The following is a 15,983-nucleotide window of genomic DNA, read 5'->3' on the forward strand; positions in this document are numbered from 1 at the left end:
TGCCGATTCACTTCCAGAATGTGGCCGACGAGGCCTTGGCCGTCGATGCCGAGCCCGCCCAGGAGACCGCATGCCCCCTTCCCCCGCCATGAACGCCCCGGCCGCCTTCACCGGACTGCCCGAGGCGATCGCCGGCCGCGGCGCGCTCGACGCGCTGTTCCCCGGCTTCCGCCACTTCCGCGTCGCCACCGCCGACGGCGTGCGCATCGAGGCGACCGTCGGCGGCTCGGGGCCGCCGCTGCTCCTGCTGCACGGCCATCCGCAGACGCGCGCGATCTGGCACAAGGTCGCGCCCGCGCTGGCCGCGCATTTCACCGTGGTCGCGGCGGACCTGCGCGGCTATGGCGATTCGTCCAAGCCCGAGAGCGGCAGCGATCACGCGGCCTACAGCAAGCGCGCGATGGCGGCCGACATGCTCGCCGTGATGCGGGCGCTGGGACACACGCGCTTCGACGTGCTCGCGCATGACCGCGGCGCGCGCGTCGCGCACCGGCTCGCGATGGACGCGCCCCGCGCCGTGCGCCGTCTCGCGCTGCTGGACATCGCGCCGACGCTGGCCATGTACGAAGGCGCCGACGACGCCTTCGCGCGCGCCTACTGGCACTGGTTCTTCCTGATCCAGCCGGCGCCGCTGCCCGAGCGGCTGATCGAGGCCGATCCGGCCGCCTATGTCCGCGACGTGATGGGCCGCCGCAGCGCCGGCCTGGCGCCCTTCGATCCGATGGCGCTGGCCGAGTACCAGCGCTGCCTGGCGCTGCCGGGCACCGCGCGCGGCCTGTGCGGCGACTACCGCGCGAGCGCCGGCATCGACCTCGATCACGACCGCGAGGACCGCGCCGCCGGCCGCGCGCTGACGATGCCGCTGCTGGCGCTGTGGGGCGCGCAGGGCGTCGTGCACCGCTGCTTCGACCCGCTCGCGCTGTGGCGCCGCGTCGCCGCCGACGTGCGCGGCGAGGCCCTGCCCTGCGGCCACTACCTCCCCGAGGAAGCCCCCGCGCTGGTGCTCGAGCGCGTGCTGCCCTTCCTCACCGCCCCCCACCTCCAGGAAGGCCAGCCATGACCGCCCCGCCTCCGCATGGCGCGCGCCCGGACACCGCGCCGCGCACGCTCTACCGCAAGCTCGTCGACAGCCACACGGTGGCCGCGCTCGATGCGCAGAACGTGCTGCTGTTCTGCGACCTGCACCTGATGAACGAGTACACCAGCCCGCAGGCCTTCACCGGCCTGCATGAGCAAGGCCGCGGCGTCGCGATGCCGGGCCAGAACGTGGCGGTGGTCAGTCACATCATCCCGACCCATCCGGTCGCGCCTAGGCTGCGCGTGATCGCCGATCCGCCGTCGGCGCTGCAGGCCACCAACCTCAAGGCCAACTGCGAGCGGCACGGCATCCGCCTGTTCGACACGACCGACGCGCTGCAGGGCATCGAGCACGTGGTCGCGCCGGAGCACGGGATGATCCGGCCCGGCATGGTCGTGATCTGCGGCGACAGCCACACGACCACCTATGGCGCGCTGGGCGCGCTGGGTTTCGGCATCGGCACGACCGAGGTCGAGCACGTGCTGGCGACGCAGACGCTGGTCTACCGCGTGGCCAAGGACATGCGCATCCACGTCGACGGCACGCTGCCGGCCGGCACGACGGCCAAGGACCTGGTGCTCGCGATCATCGGCCGCATCGGCGCGCAGGGCGCGCGCGGCTACGTCGTCGAGTTCCGCGGCGAAGCGATCGATGCGCTGTCGGTCGAGGCGCGCTTCACGCTGTGCAACATGGCGGTCGAAGCCGGGGCGCGCGGCGCGCTGATCGCGCCGGACGCGACGGCGATCGAGTACGTGCTCGCGCGCTGCCCCGACCTCGCCGGCGTCTGGCGCGAGCCCGCCCTCGCCCACTGGCGGACGCTGCGCAGCGACGACGGCGCGGTCTTCGATGCCGAGCACCGCTTCGATGCCGCCGATGTCGCGCCGCAGGTCACCTGGGGCACCAGCCCCGACCAGGTCGCGCCCATCGACGCGCGCGTGCCCGATCCCGAGCTCATGGAGCAAGGTCCGGTCCGCGCGAGCGCCGAGCGCGCGCTCCGCTACGCGCGGCTGAATGCCGGCGCGGCGCTGGAAGGCACGCCGGTCCAGCATGTGTTCATCGGCTCCTGCACCAACGGCCGCATCGAGGACCTGCGCGCCGCCGCCGCCGTGCTGCGCGGCCGCCGCGTCGCGCCGGGCGTGCGCGCGATGGTGGTGCCGGGCTCAGGCGCGGTGCGCGCGATGGCCGAGGCGGAAGGCCTGGACCGCGTGTTCCTGGACGCGGGCCTCGAATGGCGTCAGCCGGGCTGCTCGATGTGCCTGGCGATGAACGACGACGTGCTCGCCGACGGCATCCGCTGCGCCTCGACGACCAACCGCAACTTCGAAGGCCGCCAGGGCCGCGGCGCGATCACGCACCTGATGAGCCCCGCGATGGCCGCCGCCGCGGCGGTGACCGGCCGCCTCACCGACGTCCGCCGCCTGGCGCCGCAGCCGACCCCGGAGAACACGCAGGAAAACACGCAGGAAAAGACGCAGGAGAACGCGCGATGAATCCCGTCCGCCACGTGGAAGGCCGCAGCGCGGCGCTGAGGCTGGAGAACCTGGACACCGACCAGATCATGCCCAAGCAGTTCCTGCGCGGCATCGACAAGCGCGGCCTGCGCGACGGACTGCTGTACGACCTGCGCTTCGACGCGGACGGCCGCGAGCGGCCCGACTTCGTGCTCAACAAGCCGGCGTACGCCGGCGCCTCGGTGCTGATCGGCGGCAGCAACTTCGGCTGCGGCTCCAGCCGCGAGCACGCGGTCTGGGGCCTGCAGCAGGCCGGCATCCGCGGGGTGGTCGCGCCGGGCTTCGGCGAGATCTTCTATTCGAATGCGATGGGCAACGGGCTGCTGCTCGTCACGCTGCCGGAGGCGGAGGTCCGCCGCCTGATGGACGAGGCCGACGCGATGCCCGGCAGCAGCGTCAGCATCGACGTCGCCGCGCTCACGCTGCGCAGCGCGGGCGGCGTCCAGGCGCGCTTCGAGATGCTCCCGCGCCATCAACAGATGCTGCTCGAAGGGCTCGATGCGATCGGTCTGTCGATGACCCACCGGGATCGCATCGAGGCCTTCGCGCGCGCGCATTGGGCCGCGCAGCCGTGGCTGAGGAACGTGGCGCGCGCCTGAGCACGCCACGAGCATCACACCGGGAACGTCACGCCGGGAACTTCACGCGGGGAAGGGCAGGCTCCGCAGCCGCTTGCCGGTCAGCGCGGCGACCGCGTTCGCGATCGCCGGCGCGATCGGCGGCACGCCGCATTCGCCCATGCCGGTCGGCGGATCGGCCGAAGGCACGATGAAGACGGCCACCTGCGGCGCGTCCAGATGGATGGGCACGCGGTAGTCGTTCCAGTTGCCCTGCTCGACCTCGCCGTTCTTCAAGGTGATCGCCGCGCCCGGCAGCGTCATGCCCAGGCCCATCACCAGCGCGCCCTGCACCTGCGCCTCGATCGTGCGCGGGTTGATGGCGAGGTTGCAATGCACGCCCGCCGTCACCTGATGCAGCACCGGGCGCCCGTCCTTCATCGACACCTCGGCCACGTAGGCCACCACGGTGTTGAAGGACTCATGCACGGCCACGCCCCAGGCGCGCCCCTTGGCCAGCTTCCTCTTGCCATAGCCCGACTTGTCGACCGCCAGGTCGAGCGCCGCGACGTGCCGCTCATGCTTGGCGAGCAGCTTGCGGCGATACGCCACCGGATCCTGCCGGCCGGCGCGCGCGAGCTCGTCGACCAGCGTCTCCATCACGAAGGCCGTGTGCGTGTGCCCCACCGATCGCCACCACAGCACCGGCACGTTGACCTTCGGGTGATGGACCTCCAGCGCGATGGGGAACGGATAGGCGCTCTCGGCGACGCCTTCGGTCATCGTCGAGTCGGCGCCGTTCTTCACCGTGAAGCCCTCGAAGGGCGTGCCCATCGTGATCGACTGGCCGACGATCACATGCTTCCACGCGACGACGTTGCCCTGCCGGTCATGCGCGATCTCGACGCGGTGCAGATGCGACGGCCGGTAGTAGCCGCCGCGCACGTCGTCCTCGCGCGACCAGATCATCTTGATCGGCCCGCTCTTGCCCGCCGCGTGCCGCGCCTTGGCGACCTGCGCGGCCTCGACGAGGTAGTCCGACGTCGGCGTCGCGCGCCGGCCGAAGCCGCCGCCGGCCGTCATCGTGTTCAGCGTCACCTGCTCCGGCTTGAGCCCGAGCACGCCCGCCACCTGCGCCTGATCCACGGTCTGGAACTGCGAGCCCACCCACACCGTGCAGCGGTCGCCGCGGAAGTCGATGCTGCAGTTCAGCGGCTCCATCGGCGTGTGGGCGAGGTAGGGGAAGGTGTACTCCGCCGAGATCCGGCCCAGGCCGGGCTTGCCCGCGTCGAGCGCGGAGGTGTCCGCCTTCTCGACCACCGTGCCCGGCGTGCGGGCGAGCGCTCGGTACTGCTCGAGCTGCGCGGCGCTGTCGACGCGCTCCAGGCCACCGAGGTCCCACTCGACCCGGACCAGCTCGCGCGCCTTGCGCGCCGGCCAGAAGCCGCTGGCCACGATGGCCAGGCCCACCGCGCCGCCGCTGAGCGGCACCTGGATCACTTCCTCGACACCGGGGACGGCGAGCGCGGGCGCCGGGTCGAAGCGCGCGACGCGGCCGCCGAAGACCGGCGGATGGACCATGACGACGGTGCGCAGGCCCGGCAGCTTGAGGTCGATGCCGAAGTCCTGCCGGCCGCTGGACTTGGCGCGCGCATCGAGCCGGTTCATCGGCTTGCCGATCAGCTTGAACTGCGCCGGCGTCTTCAGGACGACGCCAGCGGGCACCGGCTCGGCGAACGCGGCCTGCGCCAGCACGCCGTAACCCAGGCGCCGGCCGTCCGGCGCGACCACGCTGCCCGACTCGGTGCGCAGCTGCGCGACCGGCACGTTGAGCTGCTTCGCGGCGGCGGCCAGCAGCATCGCGCGCATGCGGGCGCCGATCTCGCGGTACTGCTGCCACGAGGCCTTCATGCTGGTGGAGCCGCCCACCATCTGGATGTGGAAGAACGGATCCTTGTAGGCCTCGCCGGCCGGCGCGAGCTCGCAGCGCACCTTGCTCCAGTCGGCGTCCATCTCCTCGGCCACCAGCATGGGCAGCGCGGTCTGCACGCCCTGGCCGAAATCGATCTTGCCGATGGTGACGGTGACGATGCCCTCGGCATCGATGGCGACGAAGGCCGAGGGCTGCTGGAAGGGCTTGAGCGCCTCGGGCGCGCCGGGCCCGCTGCCGCCCTGCGTCGCGCCCTGCGTCGCGTTCTGCGCGCTGCCGCCGGCGGCGTACAGCGCGAAGCCCGACGACAGGCTCATCTTCAGGAACACGCGGCGGCCGAGGCCGCCCGGCAGCGCCGCGGCGGGCGCGTCGAGCGCCTCGGGCAGCCCGCCGTTCAGGTACTGGAACATGGGTCGCATGGCGGGCTCCTTCAGGCGAGCGCCAGCGCGGCGTCCTTGACGGCGGCATGGATCCGCACGTAGGTGCCGCAGCGGCAGAGGTTGGCGCTCATCGCGGCGTCGATGTCGGCGTCGCTGGGCTTGGGATTGGTCGAGAGCAGCGCGACGGCGGCCATGATCTGGCCGCTCTGGCAGTAGCCGCACTGCACGACGTCGTGCTTGACCCAGGCCTCCTGCACCGCCTGGCCGACGCGGCCGGCGCCCACCGCCTCGATGGTGGTGATCTGCTGGCCGGCGACGGACTCGATCGGCGTGACGCAGGCGCGGCGCTGCTGGCCGTCGATGTGCACGGTGCAGGCGCCGCAGACCGCGATGCCGCAGCCGAACTTGGTGCCGGTCATGCCCAGCGTGTCCCGCAGGACCCACAGCACTGGCGTGTCGCCCGGCACGTCGACCTGCTGCGGTTGGCCATTCAGGCGGAACGAGATCATGGCTGGCTCCTCGAAGCGTTGTTGTCGTTGCTCGCGGCGAGCGCGCGCAGATGGTCGACGACCTCGCGCGCCGCGTCCGCCCTGGTCGTGCCGATGGACTTGCGCAGCGGCTCGGTGGCGTCGCAGGGCGCGCCGTTGCGGATCCAGGTGCGGACCTGCTCGTCGAAACCCGTCTTGTCCAGCGGCGGCAGCGTGCGCCCCGGCCCGGGCTGCCAGCCCCAGGCGACGAGGTGGTCGGTGACCATGTGCTGCTCGAGCATCGCCAGCGAGCGGTTGCCATTGGTCCGGGGCTCGCGGAAGACCTTGCACAGCGCCGCGCCCTTGAGCCCGATCCACGACATCTTCATGTGCTCGGGCGGCATGTGCCAGCCGGGGCGGCCGTCGGTGTCCAGGCCCGGCGGCGCGTGCGGCAGCGGGCTGTTGGCGGTCGAGTGGCAGGTCGCGCACTGCAGCGGCGCGACGCCCTTGCCATCGGCGCCGCGCTGCACCGGCGGGTAGTGCACGCGGCTGAAGTCGCCCTGCAGCGGCGCGCTGGGCACGTGGCAGTTCAGACATCGCGGATGGAGCAGCACGCGCTCCATCTGCGCGAAGGCGGCCAGGCCCGCCTGCCGGTCCGGTGTCGCCGAAACCGGGGTCGGCTGGAAGCCGCCGCTGTCGCCACTGCCGGCGGCCTGGGCCGGCGGCAGCGCGGCCAGCAGGCCCATCACCGCCGTGCAGGCCATCGCGCACGGCGATGGCCACGAGGATTCCCTTGCGAAACGCGCAACCATGTCGACCTCCTGTCCGCTGCGTCGGGACGCTCCGCAGTCTAGGAAGGCGGGCGGCGGCGCGGCTTGCCTGATCCGACGGGAGGCTTGCACGATGCTGCGCGCCGCGAGCGGGCGCGCCATCGGGTGATGGCCTCCGTCCGGGCCGCGCGCCGGCGGCGTCAGCGGGGCCGCGAGAAGCGCCGGGCCCCGGCGACGCAGCCGATCACGGCGACGGTGACCGCGAGCATCGCCGGACTCACCGATTCCCGCAACAGGCCCGCCGCGAGCGCGAGCCCGAACAGCGGCTGCAGCAGTTGCAATTGGCCGACCGCTGCGATACCGCCCTGCGCGAGGCCGCGATACCAGAACACGAAGCCGATGAGCATGCTGAACAGCGAGACGTAGCCAAGCCCGGCCCAGGCCGCCGCGCCGACGCCCGCGACGCTGGCCGGCAGCCGCCACAGCGCCAGCCCCAGCATGAAGGGCAGCGACAGCGCCAGCGCCCAGCAGATCACCTGCCAGCCGCCGAGCACGCGCGAGAGCTTCGCGCCTTCCGCGTAGCCGAGCCCGCACACGACGATGGCCGCGAGCATCAGCAGGTCGCCGGCGGGCGCCGCGCTCAGGCCCTGCGCGGCGGCGAAGGCGACGACGAGCAGGCTGCCCAGCAGCGAGAAGGCCCAGAACGCGGGGCGCGGGCGCTCGCCGCCGCGCAGCACGCCGAAGGCGGCGGTGGACAGCGGCAGCAGGCCGATGAAGACGATGGAATGCGCCGAGGTGACATGCCGCAGCGCGAGCGCCGTCAGCAGCGGGAAGCCGATGACGACGCCGATCGCGACGATGACCAGCGGCCAGGCCTGCGCGCGCGCCGGGCGCGGCGCGCGCAGCACGGCCAGCGCCAGCAGCGCGAGCGCGCCGGCGATGGACGCGCGCGCGGCGGTGAGGAAGACGGGATCGAAGTCCGCTACCGCGACGCGCGTCGCCGGCAGCGAGCCACTGAAGATCAGCACGCCGATGAATCCGTTCAGCCAGCCTCGCGATGCGGTGTCCATGGGCGCCCTGCCTCGATGCGATGAAAGCGGCCAGCCTATCCGTCTCGATCAATACAATCAAAAAATTGTCATGGGTACAGGGAGGGTGCGATGGCGGAGCCCAGGTACAAGGCCGTGGTGGACCGGCTGGCGCGGGACATCCGCGCCGGCGCGATCGCGGCCGGCACGCGGCTGCCGACGCACCGCGAGCTGGCCCGGCGCGAGGGCATCGCGCTGGTGACCGCCACGCGGGTGTACGCGGAGCTGCGGGTCATGGGCCTGATCAGCGGCGAGACCGGGCGCGGCACCTTCGTCAAGGAGACCGCGCTGGCGCCGGGCCAGGGCGTGGACCTGGACGCGGTGGCGGCGGACATGGTCGACCTCAGCTTCAACTACCCGTCGCTGCCGGGTCAGGCGGAGTTGCTGCGCGGCGCCTTGCGGCAGCTCGCGGGTGCCGGCGATCTGGAGGCGCTGCTGCGCTACCAGCCGCATGGCGGCCGCCTCGCGGACCGCGCCGCGATCGCGCGCCACCTGGCGCGGCGCGGCCTGCCGGTCGAGGCGGAGCGGGTGCTGATCGTCGACGGCGCGCAGCATGGGCTGGCCGTGACGCTGATGGCGCTGCTGGAGCCGGGCGACGTGGTCGCCGTGGACGCGCTGACCTATCCGGGCTTCCGGCTCGTGGCCGAGATGCAGCGGCTGGAGCTGGTGGCGGTCCCGGCGGCCGGCGCGGGGCCTGACCTCGACGCGCTGGAGACGCTGTGCCGGCGCCGGCGGGTCAAGGCGATCTACACGATGCCGACGCTGAACAACCCGCTCGGCTGGGTGATGGCGGCGACGCGGCGGCGCGAGCTGGTGGCAATCGCGCGCCGGCACGGCCTGCTGATCGTCGAGGACGGCGCCTATGCCTACCTCGCCGAGGATCCGCCCCCGCCGCTGGCGATGCTGGCGCCGGAGCGCACCGTGTACGTGTCGGGCTTCTCGAAGAGCGTCGCGGCGGGGCTGCGGGTCGGCTTCGCGGTGGCGCCGGCGGACCGGGTCCGCGCGATGGAGCGCGCGATCCGCGCCACGACCTGGAACACGCCCGGCGTGATGACCGCGATCACCGCGGGCTGGCTGGAGGACGGCACGGTCGCGCGCCTGGAGGCCGAGAAGCGCGCCGACGCGACACGGCGGCAGCGGCTGGTGGCGGAGCGGCTCGGGCCGCTCAAGCGGATCGGGCATCCGTCCTCGTACTTCGTGTGGCTGCCGCTGGGCGAGGCCGTGCGCGCCGACCAGGTCGCGATGGCGCTGCAGCGCGAGCGCGTGTCGGTGTCGACGGCCGAGCCCTTCGCGACGGGGCGGCACGTGCCGCATGCGATCCGGCTCGCGCTGGGCTCGGTGGAGATCGGCCGGCTGCGCGCCGCGCTGGATCGCGTCCGCGCGGCCATCGAGGAGCGGACCTTCTGAAGCGGCGCGGCCGGCGGGCGCCTCAGCCGATGGTCAGCAGCGCGCCGCGGCCGCTGGCGGCGGTGGCGCGGTAGAAGCCGACCAGCACCGGGAAGTAATGCAGCAGGTAGTCGAGCGCTTCCTCGCCGTCGCGCACCCAGATGTCGGGATAGATGTCGGCGGCGGCCATCGCCTCGGGGTCGAAGGCCTCGCGGAGCTGGTCCTCGGTGATGGGCTCGAGCGCGCCGGCGATCTCGCGGACCTCGGCGGCGTCGAGCACGCGCACGTCCTCGTCCTCGCTGACCGGCTCGCCGCCGAGCAGGGCCTGCGCCAGCGGCGCCTCCTCGCCCGCGCCGGAGGCCGCGGCGATCACGCCCAGCAGGAAGTGCAGGCCATGCCAGGCCTTGTCCACGTCGACGATGCCGAGATCGGCGGGATCCTCGATCTCCACGTCCTCGTCGAAGAGGCGCTCGATCGCCTCGGGGTCCTCCCGCAGCGACTGCGCGGTGTCTTCGTCGATCGGTCGGAAGCTGGCGTACAGGCCCATGAGGCTCTCCCTGATGGCGGTGGATAGGCGGAAAGACGGCGGAGGAAAGACGGCGGATGGTAGCCGCCGCGTGCGTCAGATGGGCGACGCCGGTTGGCGATACACGAGCACCTTGAGCGCGCGTTCATCGGAGACGTCGGCGAAGCTCGCCGGATTGGGGAGGCGCTCGATGAACTCGAGCCCGGGCGCCTCGGCGGCGAGGAGCTCGCTCAGGAATGGCGTGCCGAGCTTGGGCGTGTTCAGGCACACGAGCGCATGGCCGCCGGGCGCGAGCAGCTCGGGCAGCCTGCGCGCGAGGCGGGCGTAGTCCTTGGTCGCGACGAAGCTGCCCTTCTGATAGCTGGGCGGGTCCAGCACGACGAGGTCGTAGGGACCGCCGCGGCGGATCTTTCCCCAGGAGTTGAAGATGTCGTGCGCGTGGAACGCGGCGCGGTCCTGCACGCCATTGAGCTGGTGGTTGCGGCGGCCGGTGGCGAGCGGGCCGCGCGCCATGTCGTAGTTGTCCGCCCAGGCCGCGCCGGCGTGCAGCGCGGCGACGGAGAACGCGCAGGTGTAGGCGAACAGGTTGAGCACGCGTCCGCCGGGATGGGCCCGCGCCCAGCGGCGCACCCAGCGCCGGCCCTCGGCCATGTCGAGGAAGAAGCCGTGGTTCTGCCCGTGCGGCAGGTTGACGAGGAAGCGCAGGCCGTCTTCCTCGACGACATGCTCATCGGGAATGGCGCCGGCCATCAGGCGGTTGACGGGGCGGTTCTCGTCGCGGAGCTGGAAGAGCCAGTGCAGCGGCTCGCCCGGGGCGATCACGGCCCAGCGCGCGGCGAGCGCGTCGCCGATGCGGGCGAGCTCGTCCTCCTGCACCGGCGCGAAGCTGGTGAGCAGCCAGACGGGGGGATAGAAGTCGAGCGCCCATTGCTCGCAACCCGGATGCAGGCCGCCGCGGCCGTGGAACAGGCGGCAGGCCTCGGTCGGCCGTGACAGGGTGGCGATGGCGTCGAGAAGCGGCTGCATGAGGGGCTCGAGGGAAGGGGCGACAGTGTAGTCAGGTGGACTGACCGACGCTGGGCCGGACAGATTGTCGCGACGCTGTCGCGACAATCCGGCACTTGGCAAGGCCCTTCGACGATCCCCCCGGTTCACGAAGCTTTACCGCCGCCTCATCAACCGAGCGCCTGGCGATGCGACGCTGCGGGCTCCACTTCAGCGGAGTTCCCATGAAAGCAGTGTTGACCGCCATGGCCGGCGCCCTGATCGCCGCCCTTGCCCTGACCACCTTGCCGGCGCACGCGCAGGACGCCAAGCCGGGCCAGAAGCTCGAGGAACGCTTCGCCGCCGCGGACACGGACCACGACGGCAAGCTGACCAAGGCCGAGGCACAGGCCGGCATGCCGCGCCTGGCCAAGCACTTCGACGAGATCGACACCCAGAAGACCGGCTCGGTCACGCTCGATCAGGTCAGGCAGTACGCGGCCGCCCACATGAAGGACCGCAAGAAGTAAGCGTTCCTCCTCGCCGAGCCCGCTCGACCGGGCCGCGTGCTGCGGATGTCGCGGCGCCCTCGCCCACCCCGGCGTGGGCGCCGCGCCACATTCCGCCCTCGAATGACGCCGCCCTCCGCCGCCGCCGCTGACCGATTTCCGTCAGTTCACTTGTGACGGCCTGTTCTCAGGCCCGACCGCAACCCCACTCCCACTCACCACTCCTGCTTGCGGCCTGACCGATATCGGGAAGCCGCCCAACGAAGTCAGGTCAGCGGCACGCCGGATTGCTCGAAGAGGCACGATTCCGGAGACGGATCAATCCTCCTTAGGAGCCACCCACCCGGCTTCCTTGCAACCCATCGAAACGCCCGAAGAATGTGCTTCCTTCGCCGCAGGAGCGGCATCGAGGACGGAAGCGCGGCCTATGTTTCGAGCGGCAGTCATGGAATCGCAGCGAGCCTCCTGGCTGGGCACCATCCGGGTGGCGCGCCGGCCTGGATTCGGCCTGGTCGCGGGCATCGCGCTGGCGCTCGCGGCCGCGTTGATCGCCTTCGCCGTCATCGGCGAGGTGGCGCGCAAGGCGCGCGTGCCCGGCCTGCTGATGCCGGCCGGCGGTCTGCTGCATGTGGCCTCGCCGCTCGCCGGGCAGGTGCATGAACTGCTCGTGCGCGAGGGCGAGCCGGTCCGGCAGGGCCAGCCGCTGGTGCGCGTGCGCAGCGAGCGCCTGCTCGACGGCGGCGACATGGGCGCGCTCAACCTGCGCGCGATCCAGGCGCGGCGGGCCAGCCTCGACCTGGAACGCCTGCTGCAGAAGCGGCAGGCCGACGAGCGCCGCCAGACCATCGGCGATCGCCTGCGGAGCCTGCACACCGAAGCCGCGCAGGCGCGCGAGGAGCTGGACATGGTCCGGCAGCGGGTCGAGCTCGGACATCGGAACCGCAAGCGCTACGCGGAGCTCGCGGCCAGCGGCTTCGTGCCGCAGACGCAGGCACAGGAGAAGGACGAGGCGCTGCTGGACCTCCGCGCCCGCGAACGCAGCGGACAGCGGGTCATCGAGACCCTGATGCGCGAGGCCAAGGGGCTGCAGGCGGACCTGGCGTCCATTCCGACGGCGCTCGAGACCTCGCTGGCGCAGCTGGATCGCAGCGTCGCGCAACTGGAGCAGGAACGCGCCGAACTGGAGGCACGCGCCGGCGTCGCGGTGACGGCGCCGCGCGATGGCCTGGTGAGCGCCCTGCCCCTGCATGCGGGCCAGTCCGTGCAGGCCGGCCAGACCCTGGTGACCTTGACCGCCGGCTCGCGGCCGGGGAAGGACGAGACGGAGACGCCCGCGGCGCGGCTGGTCGCGCAGCTCTACGCGCCCAGCCGCATGGTGGGTTTCGTGCAGCCGGGACAGGCCGTGTGGCTGCGCTACGCGGCCTACCCGTACCAGAAGTTCGGCATGGCCCGCGGCGAGGTGGCCCACGTGAGCCCGACGCCAATCGCGCCCCAGGATCTGCCGGCGGGGCAGGCGCAGGCGCTGGTCAGCGCCGCGCAGGCCAACGAGCCGCTGTATCGCATCGACGTGCGGCTGGACCGCCAGGACATCGCCGCCTACGGCCGCGAGCTGCCGCTGCGCGCGGGCATGGCGCTGGAGGCCGACGTCAGCCTGGAGCACCGGCGCATCTGGGAATGGCTGCTGGAGCCGCTGCTGGCCACCGCGAAACGGGTCTGAGCCCATGTCCCGCCCCACCCCCATCCTCCAGGCCGAGATCGCCGAATGCGGCCTGGCCTGCCTGGCGATGATCGCGTCGGCGCATGGCCGGCCCGTCACGCTGCCCGAGCTGCGCCGCCGGTTCCCCTCGGCGCTGAAGGGCCTGTCCCTGCGCGACCTGCTCGACATCGCGGCCGGGCTGGGCTTCTCGGGCCGGCCGCTGAAGCTCGAGCTGACGCAGCTGCGCCAGCTCGCGCTGCCCTGCGTGCTGCACTGGGACATGAACCACTTCGTCGTGATGACGAAGCTGCGCGGCGACACCGTCACGCTGCTCGATCCCGCCGTGGGCGAGCGCCGCATGCGCCTGGACGAGGTCTCGCCGCATTTCACCGGCGTCGCCGTCGAACTCACGCCCAATGCCGAGTTCAGTTCGGCGGCACGGCCGCCGCGCGTGTCGCTGCGCGCGCTGACCGGGCAGGTGCTGGGCCTGGGCCGCTCGCTGACGCAGATCCTGCTGGTGGCGCTGGTGCTGGAGCTGTTCGCGATCGTCGCGCCGCTGTTCAACCAGTTGATCGTCGACGACGTGCTGACCTCCGGCGACCGCGACCTGCTGAAGCTCCTCGTCGCCGGTTTCGGCCTGCTGCTGGTGACGCAGACGGCGCTGGGCCTGGCGCGCTCGTGGATGCTGATCCTGCTGACGCAGACGCTGTCGCTGCAATGGCGCGGCAACGCCTTCGCGCATCTGCTGCGGCTGCCGGTCGCCTTCTTCGAGAAGCGCCATCTCGGCGACATCACCTCGCGCTTCGGCGCGGTCGACGCGATCCAGAAGACGCTGACCACGGCGGCCATCGAGGCGGTGCTGGACGGCCTGATGGGTGTCGCGGCGCTGGTCATGATGCTGGTCTACGCGTGGCCGCTGGCGCTGGTCGTGATGACGGCGGTGGTGCTCTATGGCCTGCTGCGATGGGCGGGCTACGGTCCGCTGCGCAATGCCTCGTCGGAGCGCCTGGTCGTCGCGGCCCGGGAGAGCACGCATTTCCTGGAGACGCTGCGGGCGATGATGCCGCTCAAGCTGTTCGGCCGCGACCAGGAGCGGCGCGCGCAATGGCAGAACCTGATCGTCGAGGTCCAGAACCGCGACGTGCGCACCGCCAAGCTGTCGATGGCGATGAGCACCGCCAACGCCTTCATCTTCGGCATCGAGAACCTGCTGGTGCTCTACCTCGGCGCGACGCTGATCCTGGACGTCCAGCAAGGCGGCGCCGCCGGGGCATCGGCGGCTTCGGCGATGACGGTGGGCATGCTGTTCGCGTTCCTCAGCTACAAGACGCAGTTCACGGGGCGGGTGTCGGCGTTGATCGACTACGCGGTGGAGCTGCGCATGCTGGGGCTGCATGCGGAGCGGCTTGCCGACATCGCGCTGGAGCCGCCGGAGGCGGACGAGGTGCCGGCGAGCGACCTCGCGCACCTGGACGCGAGCCTGGAGCTGCGCGACGTCAGCTTCCGTCATGGCGATCGCGAGCCCTGGATCCTGCGGCATGCCAATCTGGTGGTGCCGGCGGGCCAGAGCGTGGCGATCACGGGGCCGAGCGGCGCGGGCAAGACGACGCTGATGAAGCTGCTGCTGGGGCTGCTGGAGCCGGTCGAGGGCGAGGTGCGCTACGGCGGCATGCCGATGCGGCAGCTGGGGTTGAAGAACGTGCGCGCGCAGATCGGGACGGTGATGCAGGAGGACGCGCTGCTGACCGGCTCGCTGGCGGACAACATCGCCTTCTTCGATGCGCGGCCGGATCTGGCGCGGGTGCAGGCCTGCGCGGCGCTGGCGCTGGTGCACGAGGACATCTGCCGGATGCCGATGGGCTACCAGACGCTGGTGGGGGATCTGGGGAGCGGGCTGTCGGGCGGACAGAAGCAGCGGCTGCTGCTGGCGCGGGCGCTGTACCGCGGGCCGAGGATCCTGGCGCTGGACGAGGCGACCAGCCACCTCGATGTGGAGCGCGAGCGGGCGGTGGCAGCGAACCTCGCGCAGTTGCCGGTCACGCGGCTGCTGATCGCGCACCGGCCGGACACGATCGCCGGCGCGCAGCGCGTGGTGGTGCTGGAGGGCGGCCGGCTCGACGAGAGACCGCGCGCGGCGGTCTGAGGCCGGGCGGCGGCCGCCGGGGGGTCACTTGTTGTCGATGGGCTTGCTGACGTCGCGCTCGAACCACTTGGTGGAGATCTTGGCGTAGGTGCCGTCGGCCTGGAGGTCGGCGATCGCCTTGTCGATGGCGGCCTGGAACTTCGGGCTGCCCTTGCGGAAGGGGATCGCGTTGGTGGCGGGGGTGCCGATGGCGGCGCCGGCCTTCACGGGGAGCTTGGTCTTCTCCTTGAGGTAGGGGATGAGCAGGCTGTCGTTGAGGGCGGCGTCGATGCGGCCGGTGGCCAGGTCCTGGAGGTACTCGGTGGCGCCGGGATAGGTGCGCACCTCGACGCCGTCCCAGCTCTTGGCGAGGTCGGCGAAGTTGCTGCCCTGGCCGACGCCGACCTTCTTGCCCTTGAGGTCCGCGGGCGACTGGAGCTTGCGGGACTCGTTGGCGCGGACGATGAGCTGCGGGTAGGAGGTGACGTAGGGGGCGGAGAAGTCGAAGGTCTTGCGGCGCTCGTCGGTGGCGGCGACCTGGTTGACGATGACGTCGTACTTGCCGGCCTGCAGGCCGGCGAGGATGCCGCTCCACTCGGTGGTGGTGAATTCGGGCTTGACGCCGAGCTTGGCGGCGATGGCCTTGGCGATGTCGACGTCGAAGCCGTCGAGCTGGCCCTTGGCGTCCTTGAAGTTGAAGGGGGGATAGGTGCCCTCGACGGCGACGCGCAGCGTGCCGCGTGCCTTGACGTCGTCGAGCAGGTCGGCGGCGTGGGCCGCCAGGGAAGCGCCGGCGAGCAGCGCGGCTGCGATCAGGGAAGTGCGGAGAGCTTTCATGAGGCCCCTCATTGTTCGTAGGAAGGGCCGATGTTGCCACCAGTCGTCCCGGGACGAGGTCATATCGATATGACGAGGGGATCTGTGGGGAGACGGTCCGATGGGGATGGCGCACTGCGGCGGCCGCTGGCCCTCACCCCGC

14 protein-coding genes are annotated in these 15,983 nt (G+C 72.0%); 7 read left to right on the forward strand and 7 right to left on the reverse strand.

The window, feature by feature from the left end:
• Window positions 1–88 precede the first annotated feature (88 nt).
• The 3 genes from ACEN96_RS23415 to leuD are packed head-to-tail and all read left to right on the forward strand — an operon-like array spanning window position 89 to window position 3,188.
• Window positions 89–1,060, forward strand: a complete 972-nt coding sequence (locus ACEN96_RS23415) for an alpha/beta fold hydrolase (RefSeq protein ID WP_495588669.1) — start codon at window positions 89–91, stop codon at window positions 1,058–1,060.
• On the forward strand, window positions 1,057–2,568 hold the full coding sequence (gene leuC, locus ACEN96_RS23420; RefSeq protein ID WP_495585430.1) for a 3-isopropylmalate dehydratase large subunit: 1,512 nt from the start codon (window positions 1,057–1,059) through the stop codon (window positions 2,566–2,568). The genes ACEN96_RS23415 and leuC overlap by 4 nt, the downstream gene beginning before the upstream one ends.
• Window positions 2,565–3,188 (forward strand): 3-isopropylmalate dehydratase small subunit, encoded by a 624-nt coding sequence (gene leuD, locus ACEN96_RS23425; protein WP_495585431.1) that lies wholly within the window; start codon window positions 2,565–2,567, stop codon window positions 3,186–3,188. Before leuC ends, leuD begins: the two co-directional genes overlap by 4 nt.
• Window positions 3,189–3,230: 42 nt before the next feature.
• On the opposite strand, the gene ACEN96_RS23430 is transcribed toward leuD, so the two are convergent.
• The 4 genes from ACEN96_RS23430 to ACEN96_RS23445 form a co-directional block, all read right to left on the reverse strand.
• Complete coding sequence (locus ACEN96_RS23430; RefSeq protein WP_495585432.1) at window positions 3,231–5,495, reverse strand: xanthine dehydrogenase family protein molybdopterin-binding subunit; 2,265 nt, start codon at window positions 5,493–5,495, stop codon at window positions 3,231–3,233.
• An 11-nt stretch (window positions 5,496–5,506) separates the two neighbouring features.
• A complete protein-coding gene (locus tag ACEN96_RS23435) occupies window positions 5,507–5,965 on the reverse strand; it encodes a (2Fe-2S)-binding protein (protein WP_495585433.1) in 459 nt (152 codons plus the stop codon).
• Window positions 5,962–6,735, reverse strand: a complete 774-nt coding sequence (locus tag ACEN96_RS23440) for a hypothetical protein (protein WP_495585434.1) — start codon at window positions 6,733–6,735, stop codon at window positions 5,962–5,964. The genes ACEN96_RS23435 and ACEN96_RS23440 overlap by 4 nt, the downstream gene beginning before the upstream one ends.
• 158 nt (window positions 6,736–6,893) lie before the next feature.
• Window positions 6,894–7,763 (reverse strand): DMT family transporter, encoded by an 870-nt coding sequence (locus ACEN96_RS23445; RefSeq protein WP_495585435.1) that lies wholly within the window; start codon window positions 7,761–7,763, stop codon window positions 6,894–6,896.
• A gap of 90 nt (window positions 7,764–7,853) precedes the next feature.
• On the opposite strand from ACEN96_RS23445, the gene ACEN96_RS23450 reads away from it, so the two are divergent.
• A complete protein-coding gene (locus tag ACEN96_RS23450) occupies window positions 7,854–9,188 on the forward strand; it encodes an aminotransferase-like domain-containing protein (protein WP_495585436.1) in 1,335 nt (444 codons plus the stop codon).
• A 22-nt stretch (window positions 9,189–9,210) separates the two neighbouring features.
• On the opposite strand, the gene ACEN96_RS23455 is transcribed toward ACEN96_RS23450, so the two are convergent.
• Together ACEN96_RS23455 and ACEN96_RS23460 are read right to left on the reverse strand one after the other, a co-directional pair.
• Entirely contained in the window at window positions 9,211–9,714 is a 504-nt protein-coding gene (locus ACEN96_RS23455) for a YfbM family protein (protein ID WP_495585437.1), read from the reverse strand.
• Window positions 9,715–9,789: 75 nt separating this feature from the next.
• A complete protein-coding gene (locus ACEN96_RS23460; protein ID WP_495585438.1) occupies window positions 9,790–10,719 on the reverse strand; it encodes a class I SAM-dependent methyltransferase in 930 nt (309 codons plus the stop codon).
• Window positions 10,720–10,922: 203 nt separating this feature from the next.
• On the opposite strand from ACEN96_RS23460, the gene ACEN96_RS23465 reads away from it, so the two are divergent.
• From ACEN96_RS23465 to ACEN96_RS23475, 3 genes are all read left to right on the forward strand, one after another.
• Window positions 10,923–11,207: an EF-hand domain-containing protein gene (locus ACEN96_RS23465; RefSeq protein WP_495585439.1), complete on the forward strand. Its 285-nt coding sequence runs from the start codon at window positions 10,923–10,925 to the stop codon at window positions 11,205–11,207.
• 424 nt (window positions 11,208–11,631) lie between these two features.
• Window positions 11,632–12,903: an HlyD family secretion protein gene (locus ACEN96_RS23470; RefSeq protein ID WP_495585440.1), complete on the forward strand. Its 1,272-nt coding sequence runs from the start codon at window positions 11,632–11,634 to the stop codon at window positions 12,901–12,903.
• Between the two features lie 4 nt (window positions 12,904–12,907).
• Complete coding sequence (locus tag ACEN96_RS23475) at window positions 12,908–15,025, forward strand: peptidase domain-containing ABC transporter (RefSeq protein WP_495585441.1); 2,118 nt, start codon at window positions 12,908–12,910, stop codon at window positions 15,023–15,025.
• Between the two features lie 24 nt (window positions 15,026–15,049).
• Here the strand turns inward: ACEN96_RS23475 and ACEN96_RS23480 are convergent, their stop codons facing one another.
• Window positions 15,050–15,841, reverse strand: coding sequence for a transporter substrate-binding domain-containing protein (locus tag ACEN96_RS23480; protein WP_343640567.1), 792 nt, complete (start codon window positions 15,839–15,841; stop codon window positions 15,050–15,052).
• Window positions 15,842–15,983 lie beyond the last annotated feature (142 nt).

Source organism: Roseateles sp. Mitsp63, from assembly GCF_059491535.1.

Bases quoted from the DNA above. Each gene is read 5' to 3' on its own strand.
- ACEN96_RS23415 (WP_495588669.1), top strand. From the start codon at position 89: ATGAACGCCCCGGCCGCCTTCACCGGACTGCCCGAGGCGATCGCCGGC.
- leuC (WP_495585430.1), top strand. From the start codon at position 1,057: ATGACCGCCCCGCCTCCGCATGGCGCGCGCCCGGACACCGCGCCGCGC.
- leuD (WP_495585431.1), top strand. From the start codon at position 2,565: ATGAATCCCGTCCGCCACGTGGAAGGCCGCAGCGCGGCGCTGAGGCTG.
- ACEN96_RS23430 (WP_495585432.1), bottom strand. From the start codon at position 5,495: ATGCGACCCATGTTCCAGTACCTGAACGGCGGGCTGCCCGAGGCGCTC.
- ACEN96_RS23435 (WP_495585433.1), bottom strand. From the start codon at position 5,965: ATGATCTCGTTCCGCCTGAATGGCCAACCGCAGCAGGTCGACGTGCCG.
- ACEN96_RS23440 (WP_495585434.1), bottom strand. From the start codon at position 6,735: ATGGTTGCGCGTTTCGCAAGGGAATCCTCGTGGCCATCGCCGTGCGCG.
- ACEN96_RS23445 (WP_495585435.1), bottom strand. From the start codon at position 7,763: ATGGACACCGCATCGCGAGGCTGGCTGAACGGATTCATCGGCGTGCTG.
- ACEN96_RS23450 (WP_495585436.1), top strand. From the start codon at position 7,854: ATGGCGGAGCCCAGGTACAAGGCCGTGGTGGACCGGCTGGCGCGGGAC.
- ACEN96_RS23455 (WP_495585437.1), bottom strand. From the start codon at position 9,714: ATGGGCCTGTACGCCAGCTTCCGACCGATCGACGAAGACACCGCGCAG.
- ACEN96_RS23460 (WP_495585438.1), bottom strand. From the start codon at position 10,719: ATGCAGCCGCTTCTCGACGCCATCGCCACCCTGTCACGGCCGACCGAG.
- ACEN96_RS23465 (WP_495585439.1), top strand. From the start codon at position 10,923: ATGAAAGCAGTGTTGACCGCCATGGCCGGCGCCCTGATCGCCGCCCTT.
- ACEN96_RS23470 (WP_495585440.1), top strand. From the start codon at position 11,632: ATGGAATCGCAGCGAGCCTCCTGGCTGGGCACCATCCGGGTGGCGCGC.
- ACEN96_RS23475 (WP_495585441.1), top strand. From the start codon at position 12,908: ATGTCCCGCCCCACCCCCATCCTCCAGGCCGAGATCGCCGAATGCGGC.
- ACEN96_RS23480 (WP_343640567.1), bottom strand. From the start codon at position 15,841: ATGAAAGCTCTCCGCACTTCCCTGATCGCAGCCGCGCTGCTCGCCGGC.